Raw genomic sequence first — 20,482 nt, 5'->3', positions numbered from 1 at the left:
TATTTCGGAGAAAAATTATTTGACAGACTTATTATTGCGGCAGTTCAGACTTACGTGTGAAGTTAGGGGGAGTCATATTCTTTTATTCCGATTTTCTCTAGTCAAACAGAATTTTCTCTTAGTTTTTTGAGAAAGTTCTGTTTTTTTATTTTGACTTAAACCATAAAATATCGTTGTGCTTTAAATCATACTAATAAATGATTTTGATCATGTTTTAATGGGACGTATATCCTCAATTTAGCATCATCAAACAAACACAACTGATTATGAAAAACAGATTAAAGACGATATCAGTGATAATGATTTTTATCCTGATGTCAGCAATTTCGGCACTTCAGGCTCAAACAAAGTACACGCTTTCTGCTTCACCAACCTTACAGATAGATGGAGGATCGTCTTTACATGACTGGACGATGACCACAAATACAGCTAAAGGGGAAGCGCTCCTTGTCGTAGATGGCAACCAACTGAAAAGTGTAAAAAGTGCCACGGTTTCTGCTCAGGCAGAGAGTCTAAAAAGCGGGACTAAAGGATTGGACAACAATGCTTACAAGGCACTCGACACGAGCAAGAATAAAGAGATCCGGTTTACATTAAAGGAAATCACAGGCAGTGGAAGCAGTTTTCAGGCAATAGGCGATTTTACAATCGCAGGAGTTACAAAACCGGCTTCATTCCCTGTTAAGGTTACCCAAAGTGGAAACAAATTTACTTTTGAAGGAAGCTTTGACACAAAACTCACAACCTTTTCCATCACTCCTCCCACAGCTTTGATGGGAACTGTAAAAACTAGAGACGAAGTTAAAATATCATTTAAAACAACATTTCAACCTATCAACTAAAAATCCTAATATCATGAAAAAGTATTTTATTGCTACGCTTGCATTTGTGGTGTTATCCTTATCCACATTTGCCCAAGGACTACAGAGAGACCTGCAATTCTGGAGACCATATGACCAAAGAGGTATTAATATTTTCGAAACAGGAAAAGCTGATACCATCGAATATGAAGGAATGAAGGTAAGGGTTGGTGGCCATTTCACCCAACAATGGCAAAATCTGAGCCATTCTAATACCTCAAATCCTGTATTGAATGCAAACAATGTCAATTTAAACCAATTAGCTGATATCGGTGCAGGTACCAACCTCGCTACTGCCAACCTCAATATTGACGTGGCCTTGGCAGATGGTTTGAGATTGAACCTGATTGCTTACCTATCTTCTAGGCATCACCCCGAAACCTGGGTAAAGGGTGGATACTTACAGGTTGATAAATTAAGTTTCCTTAACATAGGCAACACTGATTGGTTTGACAAATACCTGACATTGCGTGTCGGTCATATGCAAATCAACTATGGCGATGCCCAATTCAGAAGATCTGACAATGGTAATGCCATGTACAATCCCTTCATTGGAAACTACATCATGGATGCCTTTACTACAGAAGTCGGTGGGGAATTGTTCTTCCAGTCTAATGGTATCTTGGCCATGGTTGCTGTCACAGGTGGTGAGATCCAAGGTGGTGTCACCAGACCGGATGATAGAAAGCCTTCTTTTATTGGTAAATTGGGATATGACAAACAACTTTCTGACGACTTAAGAATCAGATTGACAGGTTCTGTGTATACTACTTCAGGATCTGCAAGAAACACACTTTGGGGTGGCGACCGTGCAGGTTCCAGATATTACATGGTTATGGAAAACACCTTGGCTACTACCGCTGCTAACTTCACCTCAGGAAGAATCAACCCCGGTCAGACCAATAACATTACGGCATTGGTGATCAACCCTTTCATCAAGTTTCATGGTTTGGAATTGTTCGGAAACTTTGAACAGTCAAAAGGAAGAGCCGCAAACGAAACAGTGGACAGGACATGGAATCAGACAGGACTTGATTTAGTCTACAGATTTGGAAGAAGCGAAAAATACTACGTAGCTGGGCGGTACAATGAAGTTAGCGGGAAACTTGCGGGCTCAGGATTGGACGTAAGCTTAGACAGAATCCAGATTGGTGGTGGATGGTTTGTAACCAAAAATATCCTGGCCAAATTGGAATATGTTCAACAGAACTTCAATGACTTCGCTGCAACTGATATCAGAAATGGCGGTAAATTCAATGGCCTCATGATTGAAGGTGTAATTGGATTCTAATATTAATTCAGCATGATGCGTATCCTTCTAGCCTTGATTTTGATTCTTCTGAATCCCGACTTAAAAGAGAGAGAGGTAATTGTTACCAAAAAGACGATCACAGTAAGTGGTCAGACCTCGATCGGTGGATTTAGCTGTGATTATTCAAAAGCAGGCTTGAAGGATACGTTATTTATTGACTTTGTGGGAACAGCAAAAGAAATGGTTTTTGATATTCCGGTCAGGGATTTTTCCTGTGGTAATTTTTTGATCAACAGGGATTTTAGAAATACTATAAAATCAGACAAATATCCCTCTGCCCGAGTTAAAGTACAAAACCTCAAGTCCAATTACGGACATTATACCTGCGACCTTTCAGTCACTTTGGTAGGCAAAAAATTAGATTTTCCGTCCCTTGTTTTGAAAAGAGTTCCTGAAGGGCTTCATGCAAACCTGATTTTAAGTTTTGAAGACCTTGATTTGGAAGCACCAAAAAAAATGGGCGGTATGATCAAGGTAGAAGAAAAGCTGACTTTGGATTTTACCCTTGGTTTTTTAGATTAAAACTTTAGGATGATTTTTTTCAGGCTGTAATCACATTTTCAATATGTAGTTTGAAATCTCCTAAATCGACCAAACTTAGATTATTCTTTTTTATGTGTATCAGGATAAAAGCAGGTACTAAAATTAACTTTCAAAGAGTCCTTATGCCTTGAGGAAACCTATTCCTCATTTTTACAGCTACTTTTTTTGTCGAAAAAAAGGTGGCCAAAAAAGCCAAGACTGGCAAACTCACTTTCCGGCTATTAGAGGCTTTAATCCCTTATCCACTCACAAGGCCGGTGTCGGCCTCCCGAAGTTTAGGAATCATTCCTTCCTTACCCAAGCATAGGAGTTCTGTTATACAGCAGAAAATTTCAAAAATTAGATGAAAACGTTTAATAATGCAGATACCTATATTTTTCACACTATCCACAGTTAGATAGAAAGTAGGGATTTTAAGGCCAAATCAACTTTTTCAAAATCAAATTTACTGACTGCCTTGTCCATTTTTTCTTTAATTTCATTCAAGGACAAGTTTCCGATACTTCCCTCATGTGTATGTGCCACTTTGTTTTGGTCCGGCTGAAAATCTCCCTTCTCAATGTCCAATCCGACTTTTTTGTAAGCATCACGGAAAGGCATTCCATTCAAAACCAGGTCGTTGACTACTTCTACGCTGAAGGCATGCTTGTAAAATGGATCTGCGAGGATATTTTCTTTTACCTTGATTTCTTGGAGCATAAAAGTGCTCATACGTATACAATCCAATAAGGTCTCAATTCCGGGAAATATTACTTCCTTCAGCAATTGGAGGTCCCGGTGATAGCCCGTCGTCGTATTGGTCAGCATCAAAGTGATGGTATTTGGGATTCCCTGAAGTTGGTTGGTTTTGGCTCGGATCAATTCAAATACATCCGGATTCTTTTTGTGGGGCATGATGCTGCTTCCGGTAGTCAGGTCATCAGGAAACGTGATGAACCCAAAGTGCTGGTTCATAAATATGCAGACATCAGAAGCAAGTTTATTCATGGTCCCCGATATGCCGGCAATACCAAAAGCAATTGTTTTTTCTGTTTTGCCGCGGCTGTTTTGGGCATTGATGACATTATGGTGAAGGTCTTCAAATCCCAACAAATGGGTCGTCAATGTCCTGTCCAAAGGAAATGAAGAACCATAGCCCGCGGCAGAACCAAGCGGGTTTTTATTTGAAAGTTTGTATGCTGCCTGCAACAAATCCAAATCTTCCGTAAGGCCCTCCGCAAAAGATCCAAACCAAAGCCCAAAGGAAGAAGGCATGGCCAATTGGGTATGGGTATACCCCGGCATCAGGTCATTCTTGTGTTTTTCAGATAGGTGGATCAATAGTCCAAAAAGTTCTTCTGTGGCTTCGACGATTTCTCTGATAGCAGCCCTATAATACAGTTTTAGGTCCACCAGGACCTGGTCATTTCTGGATCGGCCGCTGTGTAGTTTTTTACCAACTTCACCATACCGGTGAGTCAACAAAAACTCCACTTGGGAATGTACATCTTCCACGCCTTCCTCGATTTTGAATTGGCCTTTTTCTATTTCCAGATAGATTTCTTTTAATCCTTTTTTGAGCAAAATCAGGTCATCCGCGTCTAATAGTCCGATTTTTTCCAACATGATGGCATGTGCCATCGATCCCATAACATCAAATGGGGCTAAGATTGCATCAAATTCAGGATCTCTGCCGATGGTAAATTTTTCAACTTCTTTCTTCGATCCTGTATTTTTTTGCCAGAGTTTCATGGTTGGATATTGAGTTAAAGGTTAATGGTTATTGAGTTTGTGGTTATTGGTTATTCAAATAGGAGTCCTGTCGAAGGTAATCGTCCATAGTCCATAGTCGATAGTCCACAGCTGGTTATTGGGATATTCAAAACTTGTCTTATTTGGTTTATGGTTATTTAGAAATAAGGTTGAAATACAATAGAAATAAGGTTGAAATAAAGTGGAAATACAATAGAAATAAATGGAAATAGAATTTGGGTATTTTTAGGGTAGTTGGAAGTATTGGTCAAGCAAGTTGATGTAGCCTTTGATACCTTCTTGGATTTCATCAATGTAAATAAATTCGTCGGCAGTATGGGAACGGGCAGAATCACCCGGACCGATTTTGACAGAAGGGTAGGGAATCAGTGCCTGGTCAGATAGGGTAGGACTGCCGTAGGTTTCCAACTCCAATGTTTTGCCGACTTCAAGGATTTTATGTCCTTCAGGTACTTTCGAGGAATTCAGCCTGAGTGACCGCGGGGTCAATTCTGCCTGAAGAATATTTTTTAGTTCAGCAAATGCCTCCTCCAAAGTATAGCTATCAGTGACCCGTACATCGAGGGTGTATTTACATAAATCCGGTATGACATTGTGTTGGGAACCTGCCTGAATGATGGTGGTGGTCACCTTGGTTTTTCCTAAATAGGGAGAGACTTTTTTGAATTCATAATCCCGGATTTTATTCAGATCATCCAAGGCTTTGTAGATTGCATTTTCTCCTTCTTCCCTGGCAGCGTGTCCTGCTTGGCCTTTTGCAGTAGCGTCAATCACGAGCAGTCCTTTTTCTGCCACTGCCATTTGCATCAAAGTAGGTTCTCCGACGATGGCGAGTTCCAATTCCGGAAGTTCGTTCAATATACTTTCTATGCCGTTTTTTCCTGAAATTTCTTCCTCAGCTGTGGCCGCCAAGATCAGGTTGTATGGGATTTCTCTTTCATAGAAATAACAAAAAGCCCCAATCAAACTTACCAAACATCCGCCTGCGTCATTACTTCCCAATCCGTAAATCCTGCCATCTTCTCTGATTGCTTTGAAAGGATCTTTGGTATATCCTGCGTTTGGCTTGACGGTATCGTGGTGGGAATTGAGAAGGATGCTTGGCTTTTTGGGATCAAAATACCTGTTTGAGGCCCAAATGTTATTTCCTTTTCTATGGGTTTTGATGTTTTTCTTTTCAAAAAAATCTGCTATGAGGTCTCCGGTTTTTTCCTCCTCCTTACTCAGAGAAGGTGTCTCAATTAATGAAACCAACAAAGAGGTGGTTTCTTCATTAAAGGATTGAAACAGCGTGTTGGAGTAATTCATTTTGAATTTAAAATTCAACTGATTAAGTGTCAGTATAAGTCGTATCGGTGTTTTTCTATGGTGGTGCCGGATAGTTTTCCTTTTGAAGCCAAAAGCAGGTTTTCCGCTTTTCCGATCCAAACAAAGTTGACGCCCTTGTTCAAGGCGGCGAAAGCATTGTCTAATTTTGGGATCATGCCGGAGTGGATGACATTTTCTTTTTTGAGTTCAGCGTAGATTTCCTCATTGATCATGGGAATGATCGAGTTGTCATTGTGTTCATCGATCAAGACACCTGATTTATTGAAGCAATAGTAGAGGTTGACTTTATGGTTTTTGGACAGGTTAGTAGCGAGTTCGGAAGCTATGCTATCCGCATTGGTATTGAGCAATTGGCCTTTCTTGTCATGGGTAATGGCACAAACCACCGGAATGATATCATTGTCAAGGAGCATTTGGATCAGGTTTACATTGACTTCTTTGATATCTCCAACAAATCCATAATCAATCGTTTTGACCGGCCTTTTGTCAGACCTGATCAGATTACCGTCTGCGCCGGTCATGCCTATGGCGTTTTGTTTAAGTCCTTGGAGTTTTGCGACTATCTGCTTGTTGATAAGTCCGGCATATACCATGGTGACGATGTCAAGCGTTTCCTTGTCTGTAATGCGCCTGCCGTCGACCATTTCAGGCATCACCCCTAGGCTTTCCCCAAATTTGGTAGCCATGACCCCTCCGCCATGTACAAGTATTTTCTTACCCGGAAACCTCGAAAAAAGGAAGAGGAATTCTTCCAGTTTTGCGGGGAAGTCTATGACATTACCTCCGATTTTGATGATGCTGATATTCATGGTCTGATAGGTTTGATCCTTAGGTGGTGCTTCTTTTGTAATGGAAGCTAAAATTACTTCTGATCCAAAATATGGCTGATGACTGATTGTGCTGCGAAAATTCTATTTTGAGCCTGCTTCATGACAAGGCTTCTGCTCCCATCCAATATTTCATCGGATAATTCCAGGTTTCTCCTTACAGGTAGGCAATGCATGACTTTGGCATTTTTGGCATGCTTCAAATGCTTTTCGGTCAACATCCAAGAACTGTCAGTATTCAGGATTTTGCCATAATCATTGAATGCAGACCAATTCTTGACATATACAAAGTCAGCACCTTCCAAAGCCTCCTTTTGGTCCATGACGATATTGGCCCCTTTGGTAAATTTTTCATCCAATTCATATCCGAATGGATGGGTGATGGTCAGGTCGTGGCCACAGCCTATCGCCCATTCTGAAAATGAATTGGCAACAGCATGGGGAATGGCCTTGATATGTGGTGCCCACGTTAGGACGACTTTTGGTTTTTTTTCCTGATTCCGCTGTTCATGGATGGTCACCATATCTGCCAAACTTTGCAGTGGGTGTCTGATCGCAGATTCCAGGCTGATGACCGGTACCCCCGAATATTTGATGAATTGGTTAAATACAAAATCCTCCAAATCTTCCTGTTTGTTGGTCAGGGTAGGAAAGGCACGGATGGCAAGAATATCAAAGTAGGAACCCAATACCCCTGCTGCATCTCTGATGTGCTCCACAGTACCCTTGTTCATGGTGACACCTTCTCTCATCTCCAAAGCCCAGCCTTCTTTGTCCATGTTCATCACGATGGCCTCCATTCCCAATTGCTGTGCAGCGATCTGCGTACTAGCCCTGGTTCTGAGGGAGGGGTTTAAAAAAATGCAGCCAATTCTTTTTCTTTGACCTTTTGCTTGATCGATCCAAGGATTTCCTTTGTAATGAAGGGCTTTTTGGATCAATTTTTCTGCTGTAGCTTTGTCATCAAATTTGGTGAAGTGCATCATTTCGTTAAGGTTAAGTCCCAAATTTGTGGATGATAGGGGATCTTATTATGAGATTAATTCAATATTTTCTTCAGACTATCTACAAACGAAGATAGCTCATTGATTCCAATATTTAAAGGTGGAAGCAAGCGAATGGTCTGTTTTCCTGCTGAACTGCCTGTGAATATTTTGTATTTGCTGACCAATTCAGAACGTACAGGTGCAGCGTCTCTATTCAGGTCAACGCCGATCATCAGGCCTTTGCCCCTGACTTGGGTGACCCCAGAGATTTTATTCAGTTCAGCGATCAGGTAATCTCCCATTTTCCCGGCATGAGCCATCAGTTTTTCTGATTCAATCACTTCCAATACGCCCAATCCTGCGGCACAGGCAAGGTGATTTCCACCAAAAGTGGTTCCTAGAAGTCCATAGGAGGCTTTAAATTCAGGATGGATCAATACTCCCCCGATCGGATAGCCATTGCCCATTCCTTTGGCCATGGTGATCAGGTCGGGAACCAATCCTTCGACCCACTGGTGGGCAAAAAATTTTCCTGTTCTTCCATAACCGGATTGTACCTCGTCGAGGATTAATTTTGCCCCATGTTCTTTTGCTAATCTGAAAACATTCAATAAGAATTCTGAAGAGGGGACATGAATCCCGCCCACGCCTTGGATGCCTTCGATGATGATACCGGCAATGTTTCCTGCTTTAAGTTGGGTTTCTACAGATCCAATATCCTCCCAAGGAAGAATGTATGCATCGCTTCTTTGGTTGGAAGGGGCTACGATTTTTGGATTGTCAGTCAAGACGACAGCGCCGGAAGTTCTGCCGTGGAATGCTCCTGAAAATGAAATAAAGCCGGATTTTCCCGTAGCAAATGAGGCTAATTTCAAAGCGTTTTCATTGGCTTCTGCTCCGGAATTGCACAGGAAAAGGTTGAAATCAGGGTAACCTGACATTTCCCCTAGTTTTTTGGCAAGCTGCTGTTGAATAGGGATGTGGACAGAATTGGAATAAAAAGTAATCTTGTCCAATTGGTCTTTTATTCTTTGGTTGAAATGGGGATGGCTGTGTCCGATAGAAATGACAGCGTGTCCCCCATACAGGTCTGTGTATTCATCTCCTTTTTCATCCCAAAGTTTGGATCCCAAGGCTTTGACTGGAGTGACATTGATTAAAGGATATACGTCAAATAGGTTCATGGCTGATAGGTTAGAAAGCGATACTTTTTAAATTCAGTCCGGTAGTTTCTTCCAGACCAAATGCAATGTTGAAGTTTTGGACTGCCTGACCGGATGCACCTTTGAGAAGGTTGTCAATCGCTGCATAGATGACCAATTGGCCATTTTCTTTTTGTAAATAAAGGATGCATTTATTGGTATTGACGGCTTGCTTCATGTCGATGTCCTGATCCGAAACATGGGTAAATGGAGCATCTTGATAGAAATCCTTGTACACCTTTAGGGCTTCATCCAAATCTCCTTCGAAAGGAAAGTAAGCGGTAATCCAGATCCCACGGGAGAAATTGCCTCTGTAGGGCACAAACAACAGGTCCTGCTTGAACTCAGGATTTAATTGTCCGAAGGTCTGTTTGATTTCTTTGAGGTGCTGATGGGTAAACAATTTGTAAACAGACATATTCCCTGTTCTATAGCTGAAATGGCTTGTTTCAGCCAGTTTTTTACCCGCACCGGTACTGCCTGTTATTCCTGAGACCTGTATGGTGTTTCTTACCCAACTTTTTTGGATAGCAGGAGCCAATGCCAACTGGATGCCTGTCGCAAAGCAGCCCGGGTTGGCGATTTTCTTGGCGTTCTGGATTTTTGACTTGTTGACTTCAGGTAAGCCATAGACAAAACCATTGCTTTCGTCCCTGAAATCCGTACTCAGGTCAATGATCAGGGTGTTGGGTGAAAATGGATGGTTTTCCAAAAAACCTTTGGTTTCCCCATGGGGAAGGCCTAAGAATACTGCATCAATACCTTTCGTTTCAACTTTATCAGTGAAAAGCAATTCGGTGTCTCCGATCAGGTCGGGATGGACTTCGGTTACTTTTTTGCCTTTTTGGCTATTGCTGTGGACATACACCAATTCGCAGACAGGATGGTACACCAAAAGGCGAAGTAATTCCCCTCCTGTATATCCTGCTGCGCCGATGATGGCTGTTTTAATCTTCTTCATGGTGGTTGACTTGATGGAAAATGGCGGTTTGGTTACCAAGGATTCTGGTAAATCCTTTGACGTCCTCTCCGGTGTAGCCTTTGTTCATTTCTCCATAGCTGCCAAACTTGGAAGCCATCAGGTCATGGGATGATTCAATTCCTACCAATTGGAAGCGGTAGGGGTGAAGGGTCACCTTTACTGTTCCGGAGACAAATTCCTGGGTACTTTCCAAGAATGCTTCCATGTTTCTCATGATAGGATCTAGGTAATGTCCTTCATGGAGATGGTTGCCATAGAATTCAGAAAGCTGGTTTTTCCAGAATGTCTGCCATTTGGTCAAGGTATGTTTTTCAAGAAGCTGGTGACTTTTGATGATGATGATTGGGGCTGCTGCCTCAAAACCCACCCGTCCTTTGATACCAATAATCGTATCACCTACGTGGATATCTCTTCCAATGCCATAAGGTGCTGCCAATTCCTGTACTTTCAGGATGGCATCTACAGGATTTGCAAAAGCTTCTCCATTTACTGATTTGATCTCTCCTTTTTCAAAGCCGATGAGGACTTCTTCTGAACCGGATTTACTGACTTGTGTAGGCCAAGCTTCTTCAGGCAATGTTTGGTTGGAAGTCAAGGTTTCTTTTCCACCGACTGATGTTCCCCAAATTCCCTTGTTGATGGAATATTTGGCTTTCTCAAAATTCATTGAAACACCATGTTTTTTGAGGTAGGCGATTTCTTCTTCCCTGCTGAGTTTGAGGTCACGGATAGGGGTAATGATTTTGATGTCAGGGACGATGGTCTGGAAGATCATGTCAAACCGCACCTGGTCATTTCCTGCCCCTGTACTGCCATGGGCAACGGATTTTGCGCCGATTTTTTTTGCGTATTCGGCAAGTGTTTTTGCTTGGAGAATTCGCTCTGCACTTACTGATAGGGGATAGGTTGCGTTTTTCAAGACATTCCCATATACCAAATATTTGAGAACTTCCCTGTAGTAGGTTTTGGTCACATCCAATACCGTGAAAGAGGCTACGCCGAGTCCGTTGGCTCTTGTTTCGATTTCCAATAATTCTGTGGCAGAGAATCCACCCGTATTGATCAATACGGCATGTACTTCATAACCCAAATCCTTGGTAAGATGAAGGGCGCAAAAAGTGGTGTCCAATCCTCCGCTGTAGGCTAATACTGTTTTTTTCATTGCTGATGTCTTTTGTTCAAGCCAATGCAATCAGGCTTAATAGGTTTAAAATAAATTGAATGTTTTGTCCTTGGTTTTCTTCAGGTTGAGCATGACGTACTTCTTGAGTCTTGTCCATCGCTCAAATAACTTCAGGTTTTTTTTAAAATCAGTCCGTAATGCCACATCTTGGGCTTTGGCTTTTTTGGAAGGGTCATAAAGCATGGCAGTGCAAAGGCAGTTTTGTCTGTTTTTGCTTTTAAGGATTTCTACATTGACACAGCTGTTGCAGCCTTTCCAAAACTCTTCGTCGTCTGTGAGGTCGGAGTAGGAAACAGGGATATACCCAAGGCTGGAGTTGATTTTCATGACCGCTGCGCCGGTGGTGAGTCCAAAAATTTTGGAATCGGGAAACTTGGTACGGCTGAGTTTGAATATTTCGTTTTTGATCAATGTTGCAAGGCCATATTTTCTGAACTGCGGGGCTACAATCAATCCTGAATTGGCGACAAACTTACCGTGTCCCCAAGCTTCAATGTAGCAAAAACCTGCCCAAGTACCTTCTTTGGTCAAAGCTATGACTGCTTTGCCTTCCTGCATTTTGGTTTTGATGTATTCAGGTGAACGTTTTGCAATACCTGTGCCTCGGGCTTTGGCAGACTCTTCCATTTCAGTAGTGATGGTCTCTGCATATGTGCAGTCCTTTTCAGTAGCAGGCCTGATGATAAATGAAGGAATGTTTTCCATTTTGTCCAATTGGGAATAAATGAATGTTTAGATGACTCTTTCGAGGCTTTGGAATGTAATGACAAATTGAAATTGCTATTGTAGGTCGTCCACATAGGACACCAAAAATTAAGACAGGGATGTCACCCTGAAGCTGTTCCTAAACCTCCTCAATGGAGTAAAAAATGGCATAGCCACACCTGACAAAAACAAAGTCTTTGTTTTGGTAGAGTTTAGGGCTATGAGATTTAGGTTTGACATGCTTTTTGAAAATGTCTGCAAATGTTAAAAGGTTTGAAACAAGATGCAAGTAATAATTTCAGTTATTTCATTCTACTTGCATAATCTTACATCAATGGTTAAAAAACAAGAGAATATTTGGGGTATCAGTAAAAAAAGGGGCCTCTCGTTACCGTAAACCAATTTCTTGTGGGTCTACGGTAACGTGATTATTTCTTGAGCTGATTGGGTATGACTGTTTAAGGCCTTTTAGGATTTGGCCATTTCCTTGAGGGCATTGACAAATACATCTAATTCTTCAGTCGAAGTGTAGACGTTTGGTGTGATTCTGCATCCCACCACGCCTGCGTAATTGATGCCTACGGTGTAGATTTTGTATTTGTCCATCAGGGTTTTTGCCATTTCATTTGGATCCATACCTTCAATACCTACGTTGGCTATTCCACAGGAACGCGATGGATCTGCCGGTGTGTTGACATTGATTTTTGGTATATTTCTGACCTTGTCACTCCAGTATAGTTGCAGGTATCTCAATCTTTCCTCTTTTCGTGGAGCCCCGATTTTCTCGAAGAAATCCAAGGCATTATTGACGGCGAGGTCAGTGGCGACAGGATGTGTTCCGATATGGTTGAGGTTTTTGATATTGGCATGATCTAGTTCGTAAGGTGCCAAAAGGGGCCAAATCTTGTTGATTTTATCTTTTTTGACATAGAGTAAGCCTGCGCCGAGTGGTACACTCAGCCATTTGTGGAGGCTGCAGGCATAATAGTCACAGTGTAGGTCGTCGATTTTAAAGTCAAAATGGGCTATACAGTGTGCTCCGTCCAACATGACCTCGACTCCGTGACGGTGTGCCATGTCGCAGATTTTTTTTACGGGGAGTATCTGTCCCGTGATGTTGATCATGTGGCTTACCATCATCAGTTTGGTGTTTGGAGTAATGGCGTCTTCGTAGATTTTGACTATCTCCTCGTCGGATTTTGGGTGGTTTGGGATGGAGACGATTTTATTGGTGATGCCATGCCTTCTGGAAGCGAGGATAAACATGTTTTGGATACTTCCATAATCCTGCTCGGCAAATATGGCTTCATCGCCTTTTTGCCAAGGATATCCTGAGATGATGATGTCAAGGGATTCTGTGGCATTGCGGGTGATAGCCACTTCATCCGGACTTCCCCCAAAAGCCGCTGCTAACCTTGCTGCTGCTTTGTCTTTATTTTCCCATTGTACTGTACGGAAATACCAAGATCCTTGGTAATTGATCTCCCTGATATGATTGATGTAGTTCTCGAGGGTTTCATTGGGTATAAAGCAGTAGTAACCGTTTTCTAGGTTGATATAGTCTGGTTTGAGCTTGTATCCCTCCCTGATTTTCAGCCAAAAATCTTCATCCTTTGCCAAGTCAATGGGAGGGATGTCGGCATACAGGTCAATTGTCTTTGAGAGCGCCTGCAAGGAGGCTGAGGAAGCTATGCCGGTCAATGTCAGGGTTTTTAGGAAATTCCGCTTGTTCATGGTGGTTAAATTTAGAACAAAATGAGAAAAAAATTTTAAACCCACAAAAAGTTGAATATATTTGTCAACAAATAAAAAGTCAACAGTATGAGTCTATTGGCGGAGGTTCTTTTTGAAAAAAGAAATGAAAAGGGAATTGTAGTGAGGAATCTGGCTTTTCAGACAGGGATTGATCCTGCATTGATCTCCAAATATGAAAAGGGGGTCCGCTTACCGACTGAAGATAATTTAAAGGCGCTTACTGAGGTGCTTCAGATCCCATTTGATGAGGCCAGAAAGATGTGGCTGGCGGAGAAGGTTTATAATTTGTTGGCCTATGAAGAAAATGCAGGGGAGATTTTGGCTTTGGCTGAGTCTAGGGTTGCTTATCTATCAGGGCAGCAGGCTTTGACCATGCCCGAATTGAGTGGAGCCATCCAGGATAAGCTGAAGCAGATCGATATTTTGAAATCCAAATGGCAATCTTTGAGACCATTGAATCATACCCAATTGCAAAAGATGCAGGAATTTTTCAATGTGGCATACACTTTTGAAAGCAATAGGATCGAAGGAAATACGCTCACTTTGCAGGAAACACACCTTGTAGTCAATGAAGGGATTACCATTGGCGGGAAGTCCATGAGGGAGCACCTCGAGGCAATCAATCATGCCGAGGCCATTTCTTACATCGAGCAGTTGGTACAGGACCATATGGAATTCAGTCCAAGGGTATTGATGGAATTACACTACCTGATTTTGAAGGGGATTGACAGGAATAATGCCGGTAAATTTCGCTCGGTACCTGTAAGGATATCGGGAAGTGCCCATGTGCCACCTCAGCCTTTTTTGTTGGAAAAGATGATGGAAGAATATTTTATTCATTACGACAAGCAGAAGAAGCGCTTGCATCCGGTGATTTTGGCAGCAGAAATGCACGAAAGATTAGTCAGTATCCACCCGTTTATTGATGGTAATGGTAGGAGTAGCAGGCTTGTGATGAATCTGATTTTGCTCAGACGGGGATATACCATCGCCAATCTCAAAGGAGACCTTGCTTCAAGGCTGGCATATTATAAGGCTTTGGAGGCTGTTCAGGTAGATAATAATCCCGAGGTATTTTACCATATGGTAGCGGATGCTGTCAAGGATTCTCTCGAAAGGCATTTGGAGCTGGTTTAAAGAATGATGAATGATGAATGATGAATGATGAATTAAGAATTAAGAATTAAGAATGAAAAATGAAGGATGTTTACATAAACAGTAGTAAAAGCAACAGGATGGCCAACAGGATGGCGATCCATTGGTAAATGGGGTTTGTTTTGGGAAAATGGTATTCGCAGATTGGACAAAATTCCGCTTTGGAATCTATGTCCATGGCACAGGAAGGACATTCTTTTGTCTTTGGTTTTGGAACCATATCATTTTAAAATGGATTTATGAAAGAAGTAAAATTATCTGAATTATGAAAATAGAAATCTGGTCGGACATCATGTGTCCATTTTGTTATATAGGAAAAAGAAGACTGGAATCTGCCTTGGCGGATTTTGATTTTGCAGATAATGTTCAAATTGAATGGAAAAGCTTTCTTCTCAATCCTGAAATGGTGACGGATACGTCCAAAAGTACACTGGACTATTTGTCAGAAACCAAAGGTTGGAGCAAGGCACAAACCCTCCAAGTCACCCAACAGGTGGTAGAAATGGCTAAAGGGGAGGGATTGACTTACCATATGGATAAAACAGTGGTGGCAAACGCCAAAAATGCGCACCGTCTGCTACAGCTTGCCAAAACAATGGGTAAGGGAGGGGAAATGAAGGAAAGGCTGTTGAAAGCATATTTCACCGAAGGGGCGAATATCGATGATAAAGCTACTTTAATTGGATTGGCTAAGGAGGTAGGCCTGAAAGAGGAGAGAGTTGGTCAATGTCTGGATTCCGATGAGTTTGCCGAAAAGGTGGAGCAGGATATTTATGAATCAAGACAGATTGGTGTAAGGGGAGTACCGTTTTTTGTTTTGGACCGGAAATATGGGATATCAGGGGCACAACCAAAGGAGGCTTTTGAACAGACTATCAACAAGGCTTGGGAGGATTTTGTGAAGTCCAATCCCGTCCTTCAGGTGGCAGAAAATAAGGATGGAAGCTCCTGTGATTTGGAGGGGAATTGTGATTGAGAAAATGGTCAACAGTCCATAGCTGATAGTCTACAGCCTTATAAATTTTTGACCACAGGCCATATATTTTTTAGAGAACTTTGTGGGTGTGCGATATTGATTTAATGAAATATTTTTGAAGGATTGGTAAGAATAGAAAAGGGAATCAATGTGATTCCCTTTTTTTTTTAGATATGGTTTTGAGACCAAATTCATTTAATACAGGCTGAATTTCATTTTTTATTTTGTTTAACTGAGTATTTATAAAATATTATTTATCAGACAGTTATATATTTTATTTAAATCTTTTGTTTGTGCTTGTTTTTTTATTTTCCCCGAGTAAATTTGTTACTCATGAGTAAGAAATTTACTCATACCCGGTAGGTTCTTTGATGGGACTGACAGGGCGAAGCTGGGCTTTTGATGGTTACTTCGACTACGCTCAGTACAAGCATTTGGTTGAGGGTTATTGAAAACCAAGGATTGGGTCATTTTTAGAAAGAGGAATTTTGGCTTATGTATATTATTGATCAACAAAATGCTTGACTCCATAGTCACTTCAAAAACCCGGGTTAAACTTTTACTAAAGTTTTTTTCACACAACAATTCAAGCTACTTGCGCTCACTTGCCAAGGAGTTTGATGAATCCACCAATGCTGTCCGTGTGGAACTGAATAGGCTTACTGATGCCGGCCTGCTGACTTCGGGGGATGAGGGAAAAACCAAAATGTATAGGGCCAACAATGAGCATCCCTTTTTTCAGGAGATCAAAAACATGGTGTCCAAATTTTTGGGATTGGACCAATTGCTTGAGCAGGTAGTCAGTAGGCTTGGCAACGTGGAGAGGGCTTATATCATCGGTGATTATGCCAAAGGAATTGATTCAGGTACCATAGAGATGGTGTTGATAGGAAAGGAGATTGACTTGGAGTACCTGGATTTTTTGGTCAACAAAACCTATGAAAAAGTCCAAAGAAGAGTAAAGGTATCAGTGTTGGAAGAGGAGCTGGAGGAAGTGGGGGGATTGCTGGTGTTTGGGTAATACAAGGATATTTGTGGATATTTTTTTGAAAATGGATATTGGTGGATATTTTTTTGAAAATGGATATTGGTGGATATTAATATGAAAATGGATATTGGTGGATACTGGATATTGGTTGATATTAATTTGAAGATGGATATTGGTGGATACTGGATATTGGTTGATATTTTTTTGAAAAAGGATATTGGTGGATATTAATTTGAAAAGGGATATTGGTGGATACTGGATATTGGTTGATATTTTTTTGAAAATGGATATTGGTTGATGTTTTTTTGAAAAAGGATATTGGTGGATATTTTTTTGAAAAAGGATATTGGTGGATATTTTTTTGAAAAGGGATATTGGTGGATATTAATATGAAAATGGATATTGGTGGATACTGGATATTGGTTGATATTAATTTGAAGATGGATATTGGTGGATATTGGATATTGGTTGATATTTTTTTGAAAAAGGATATTGGTGGATATTAATATGAAAATGGATATTGGTGGATACTGGATATTGGTTGATATTTTTTTGAAAAAGGATATTGGTGGATATTAAAATGAAAATGGATATTGGTGGATACTGGATATTGGTTGATATTAATTAGGAAAGGGATATTGGTGGATATTAATATGGATATTGGTGGATACTGGATATTGATTGGTATTAATTAGAAAAAGGATATTGGTGGATATTGGATATTGATTGGTATTAATTGGAAAAGGGATATTGGTGGATACTGGATATTGGTTGATATTTTTTTGAAAAAGGATATTGATTGGTATTAATTAGAAAAAGGATATTGGTGGATACTGGATATTGATTGGTATTAATTAGAAAGGGGATATTGGTGGATATTGGATATTGGTTGATATTAATTAGAAAATGGATATTTATTGGGAAGTGCATTTGCCCATTGTTTTGTAAAAAAATTACTTTGTGTATATGCAATGATGCCGGTGAAAGCGATAATTCAAAGTTATCCAATGTTGGAGACTGAGGTGTCCGAAACATCGGTCATCGGTCTTCCGTCCCGACTGAAGTAGATTATTGGGTAACTGGCAAAGAAGCGTATATCCATAAAAATAAAACTAGATTTGGAATTCAGGCTTATAACGGTCATTATTGCAAAGCCCAAATTCGAAGATTACCCTAAAAATAACCCAAAGATACCTTGATAAGATTCACATTAATTGCTGCCCTTGTTTCCGTTGTGTTTTTTCAGATTCTGGGCGAGAAAGTCCCGGTCAATGAGGGTGCAATGGGAGATGGCCTCTTTTTCAGAGAAGTGGCCGGAAGTTTTCTGGAAAAAATAGAAGGGGGAAGTTACAATGTGATTCAGATGCAGAGGGTCATGCCTTTCGCTTTTGTGAATGTGATGTTTGGGGTTTTTGAAATTGTTAAAAGTTATGATAACCTCATACGTGGGATGCTGGTCTTGCATTTTTTATTTTTAGGATTGGGGGTTTACTGGTATTTTGCCTTAGCGACAAAACTGCGGCTGGGTGATTCCCTGAGTATTTTGGGCTTTGTGTTGCTGTTTGTAAACTTTGCCGTACTTAAAGACCCTTGGTACAACCCATTTTCTACGGATCTTCCCACCTTGATGCTTGCAATCGGTCAGGCCAATTATTTCATCAAAATCAACCGTCAAAAACTGTTTCTGGTATCGATTGTAGCCGGATTTGTATGGCCCACTATGATGCTGACTGGATTATTGCTTTTGTTTTTGCCTAGTGAGCAGCTTTTGTTCTACCCTGAGGAGAGGCCAAAGTCCTTTTTTCCGGTGATTACTTCTTTGTTTTTGCTTGTTTTCTTGGGGTTGCTTGGCATGTTTACAGGGAGGTTTTTTCAGGAGGGTTTTTGGAACGTGGCACTGCATATCGGTTCTATCCTTAGCTTGGTATTATTTGTTCTGGGCATGATGGTTAGAAATCCCATTGACTGGTCCAAGAGCTATGAGTTGATGATAAAGAAAACCAAATCCCAGAAAATGGGAAGGTTGCTAGGGATTTTCATGGTATTTGTGCTGGTGATTTTTCTTTTGTCAGGCAATAATGCTACTGTTCAGCCGGTTGGCCTTTTCTTGGGATTTGTGAAAGACACACTTCGCTTTCCGGGAGATTTTCTGGTTGGCCACTTTATGTTTTTTGGATTTATGATTCCGCTGTCATTGGTTTTTTTCCCTAGGATGGTCAAGGAAGCCGCAAAGCTCGGGATGGGGATGACGGTTGTAGGCATATTGATTTTTGTATTTGCACTGCATCCGGAGTCAAGGTTGTTATTGGCTTTTTTTCCATTTATGGTTGTACTGCTTTTGAAGGCAGTCAGGAGGTATAGAATTGTCAACAAAGACCTTATTGTGGCTAGTGTTGTAAATGTATCGGTATCTTTATTTTGGTTGCCACTCAATGTCCCCGGGATGGAAGAAGCCTTGGGTTTGGGTAGCAAAGAGGTACTGGAAATGTTTCCGGCGCAGCGGTATTGGATGCATTTTGGGCATATGATGTCATTTGAAGTTTTTTTGGCCGGGGGGGGTATCTTTATGGTTTTGGTATTTTTGGCTTGGAAGGGAAAGATGAGGTACAAGCGTGAGGAATATGTGAGGGGAAGGTCGGTTGCAGCTAAAATTTAAGGCCACAGATTTATTTTCCTGTAAAGAAGCAAAGGGTGATTCCTCTTAAAGACGCTAAAAGTAATTTTCCTGCAAAGGCGTGAAGACGCAAAAGAAAACAAAGTCCTTGGATAATTTCAGGGGAAGGCGCAGGAAATATCTCACAAAGACACAGAGCCACAAAGGGTGATTTCTCTTAAAGACGCAAAAAGAAATAAATTGAACCACAAAGGAACAAAAGAAAACAAAGTCCTCGGATAATTTCAGGGGAAGGCGCAGAAAGTATCCCACAAAGACACAGAGGCACCAAGGGGGATTTCTCGTAAAGGTGCTAAAAGTAATTTTCCTGCAAAGGCGTGAAGAGGCAAAAAGAAATAAATTGAACCACAAAGGAACAAGAGAAAACAAAGTCCTCGGATAATTTCAGGGGAAGGCGCAGAAAGTATCCCACAAAGACACAGAGGCACCAAGGGGGATTTCTCGTAAAGGTGCTAAAAGTAATTTTCCTGCAAAGGCGTGAAGAGGCAAAAAGAAATAAATTGAACCACAAAGGAACAAGAGAAAACAAAGTCCTCGGATAATTTCAGGGGAAGGCGCAGAAAGTATCCCACAAAGACACAGAGGCACCAAGGGGGATTTCTCGTAAAGGTGCTAAAAGTAATTTTCCTGCAAAGGCGTGAAGAGGCAAAAAGAAATAAATTGAACCACAAAGGAACAAGAGAAAACAAAGTCCTCGGATAATTTCAGGGGAAGGCGCAGAAAGTATCCCACAAAGACACAGAGGCACCAAGGGGGATTTCTCGGAAAGGCGCTAAAAGTAATTTTCCCGCAAAGGCGTGAAGAGGCAAAAAGAAATAAATTGAACCACAAAGGAACAAGAGAAAACAAAGTCCTTGGATAATTTCAGGGGAAGGCGCAGGAAATATCTCACAAAGACACAGAGGCACAAAGGGTGATTTCTCGTAAATACGCTAAAAGTAATTTTCCCGCAAAGGCGAGAAGAGGCAAAAAGAAATAAATTGAACCACAAAGGAACAAAACAAAACAAAGTCCTCGGGTAATTTCAGGGGAAGGCGCAGGAAATATCTCACAAAGACACAGAGGCACAAAGGGTGATTTCTCGTAAAGGTGCTAAAAGTAATTTTCCCGCAAAGGCGCAATGACGCAAAAAGAAATAAATTGAACCACAAAGGAACAAAAGAAAACAAAGTCCTTGGATAATTTCAGGGGAAGGCGCAGGAAATATCTCACAAAGACACAGAGGCACAAAGGGGGATTTCTCGGAAAGGCGC

Annotated in this window: 18 protein-coding genes; 8 read left to right on the top strand and 10 right to left on the bottom strand. The window is 41.1% G+C overall.

All coding sequences use genetic code 11. The features are described from left to right. The first annotated feature begins 266 nt into the window (after positions 1-266). Genes MMU07_RS21045 through MMU07_RS21035 form a run of 3 tightly spaced genes read left to right on the top strand, consistent with a single transcriptional unit; the run spans position 267 to position 2,694 of the window. Complete coding sequence (locus MMU07_RS21045; protein ID WP_241128583.1) at positions 267-842, top strand: YceI family protein; 576 nt, start codon at positions 267-269, stop codon at positions 840-842. Between the two features lie 13 nt (positions 843-855). Then, positions 856-2,151, top strand: a complete 1,296-nt coding sequence (locus MMU07_RS21040; protein WP_241128582.1) for a hypothetical protein — start codon at positions 856-858, stop codon at positions 2,149-2,151. A 12-nt stretch (positions 2,152-2,163) separates the two neighbouring features. Beyond that, entirely contained in the window at positions 2,164-2,694 is a 531-nt protein-coding gene (locus MMU07_RS21035) for a hypothetical protein (protein ID WP_241128581.1), read from the top strand. A gap of 414 nt (positions 2,695-3,108) precedes the next feature. On the opposite strand, the gene argH is transcribed toward MMU07_RS21035, so the two are convergent. From argH to MMU07_RS20990, 9 genes are all read right to left on the bottom strand, one after another. Further along, complete coding sequence (argH, locus tag MMU07_RS21030; protein ID WP_241128580.1) at positions 3,109-4,446, bottom strand: argininosuccinate lyase; 1,338 nt, start codon at positions 4,444-4,446, stop codon at positions 3,109-3,111. A 246-nt stretch (positions 4,447-4,692) separates the two neighbouring features. Further along, entirely contained in the window at positions 4,693-5,775 is a 1,083-nt protein-coding gene (locus tag MMU07_RS21025) for a M20 family metallo-hydrolase (RefSeq protein ID WP_241128579.1), read from the bottom strand. Between the two features lie 29 nt (positions 5,776-5,804). Next, on the bottom strand, positions 5,805-6,605 hold the full coding sequence (gene argB, locus MMU07_RS21020; protein ID WP_241128578.1) for an acetylglutamate kinase: 801 nt from the start codon (positions 6,603-6,605) through the stop codon (positions 5,805-5,807). A 53-nt stretch (positions 6,606-6,658) separates the two neighbouring features. Continuing rightward, positions 6,659-7,609, bottom strand: a complete 951-nt coding sequence (locus MMU07_RS21015) for an N-acetylornithine carbamoyltransferase (RefSeq protein WP_241128577.1) — start codon at positions 7,607-7,609, stop codon at positions 6,659-6,661. Positions 7,610-7,662: 53 nt separating this feature from the next. Next, complete coding sequence (locus tag MMU07_RS21010) at positions 7,663-8,793, bottom strand: aspartate aminotransferase family protein (RefSeq protein ID WP_241128576.1); 1,131 nt, start codon at positions 8,791-8,793, stop codon at positions 7,663-7,665. Between the two features lie 10 nt (positions 8,794-8,803). Further along, the gene (gene argC, locus MMU07_RS21005) at positions 8,804-9,772 is read right to left on the bottom strand and encodes an N-acetyl-gamma-glutamyl-phosphate reductase (protein ID WP_241128575.1); all 969 of its coding nucleotides are present in this window, start codon (positions 9,770-9,772) and stop codon (positions 8,804-8,806) included. Then, positions 9,759-10,955 (bottom strand): argininosuccinate synthase, encoded by a 1,197-nt coding sequence (locus MMU07_RS21000; protein WP_241128574.1) that lies wholly within the window; start codon positions 10,953-10,955, stop codon positions 9,759-9,761. Before MMU07_RS21000 ends, argC begins: the two co-directional genes overlap by 14 nt. A 45-nt stretch (positions 10,956-11,000) precedes the next feature. Further along, a complete protein-coding gene (locus MMU07_RS20995) occupies positions 11,001-11,681 on the bottom strand; it encodes a GNAT family N-acetyltransferase (RefSeq protein ID WP_241128573.1) in 681 nt (226 codons plus the stop codon). 468 nt (positions 11,682-12,149) lie between these two features. Continuing rightward, positions 12,150-13,415 carry an aminotransferase class V-fold PLP-dependent enzyme gene (locus tag MMU07_RS20990; RefSeq protein ID WP_241128572.1) on the bottom strand — a complete coding sequence of 422 codons (1,266 nt, stop codon included), beginning with the start codon at positions 13,413-13,415 and terminating at the stop codon, positions 12,150-12,152. Positions 13,416-13,502: 87 nt separating this feature from the next. On the opposite strand from MMU07_RS20990, the gene MMU07_RS20985 reads away from it, so the two are divergent. After that, on the top strand, positions 13,503-14,573 hold the full coding sequence (locus tag MMU07_RS20985; RefSeq protein ID WP_241128571.1) for a Fic family protein: 1,071 nt from the start codon (positions 13,503-13,505) through the stop codon (positions 14,571-14,573). 70 nt (positions 14,574-14,643) lie between these two features. On the opposite strand, the gene MMU07_RS20980 is transcribed toward MMU07_RS20985, so the two are convergent. Next, entirely contained in the window at positions 14,644-14,811 is a 168-nt protein-coding gene (locus MMU07_RS20980) for a hypothetical protein (protein WP_241128570.1), read from the bottom strand. A gap of 45 nt (positions 14,812-14,856) precedes the next feature. Here MMU07_RS20980 and MMU07_RS20975 point away from each other — a divergent pair, with 45 nt between their 5' ends. From MMU07_RS20975 to MMU07_RS20965, 4 genes are all read left to right on the top strand, one after another. Next, positions 14,857-15,567 (top strand): DsbA family oxidoreductase, encoded by a 711-nt coding sequence (locus MMU07_RS20975; RefSeq protein WP_241128569.1) that lies wholly within the window; start codon positions 14,857-14,859, stop codon positions 15,565-15,567. Positions 15,568-16,084: 517 nt separating this feature from the next. Beyond that, complete coding sequence (locus MMU07_RS20970) at positions 16,085-16,588, top strand: winged helix-turn-helix domain-containing protein (RefSeq protein WP_241128568.1); 504 nt, start codon at positions 16,085-16,087, stop codon at positions 16,586-16,588. Between the two features lie 69 nt (positions 16,589-16,657). Beyond that, the gene (locus MMU07_RS21765; RefSeq protein ID WP_255737807.1) at positions 16,658-16,786 is read left to right on the top strand and encodes a hypothetical protein; all 129 of its coding nucleotides are present in this window, start codon (positions 16,658-16,660) and stop codon (positions 16,784-16,786) included. A 964-nt stretch (positions 16,787-17,750) separates the two neighbouring features. Continuing rightward, a complete protein-coding gene (locus tag MMU07_RS20965; protein WP_241128567.1) occupies positions 17,751-19,211 on the top strand; it encodes a hypothetical protein in 1,461 nt (486 codons plus the stop codon). Positions 19,212-20,482 lie beyond the last annotated feature (1,271 nt).

The sequence above is a fragment of the Cognataquiflexum nitidum genome (assembly GCF_022538055.1).
Taxonomy (GTDB): Bacteria; Bacteroidota; Bacteroidia; order Cytophagales; family Cyclobacteriaceae; genus Cognataquiflexum; species Cognataquiflexum nitidum.
Note: the sequence above shows the minus strand (reverse complement) of the source record. Positions and strands in the feature narration are given on the sequence as shown.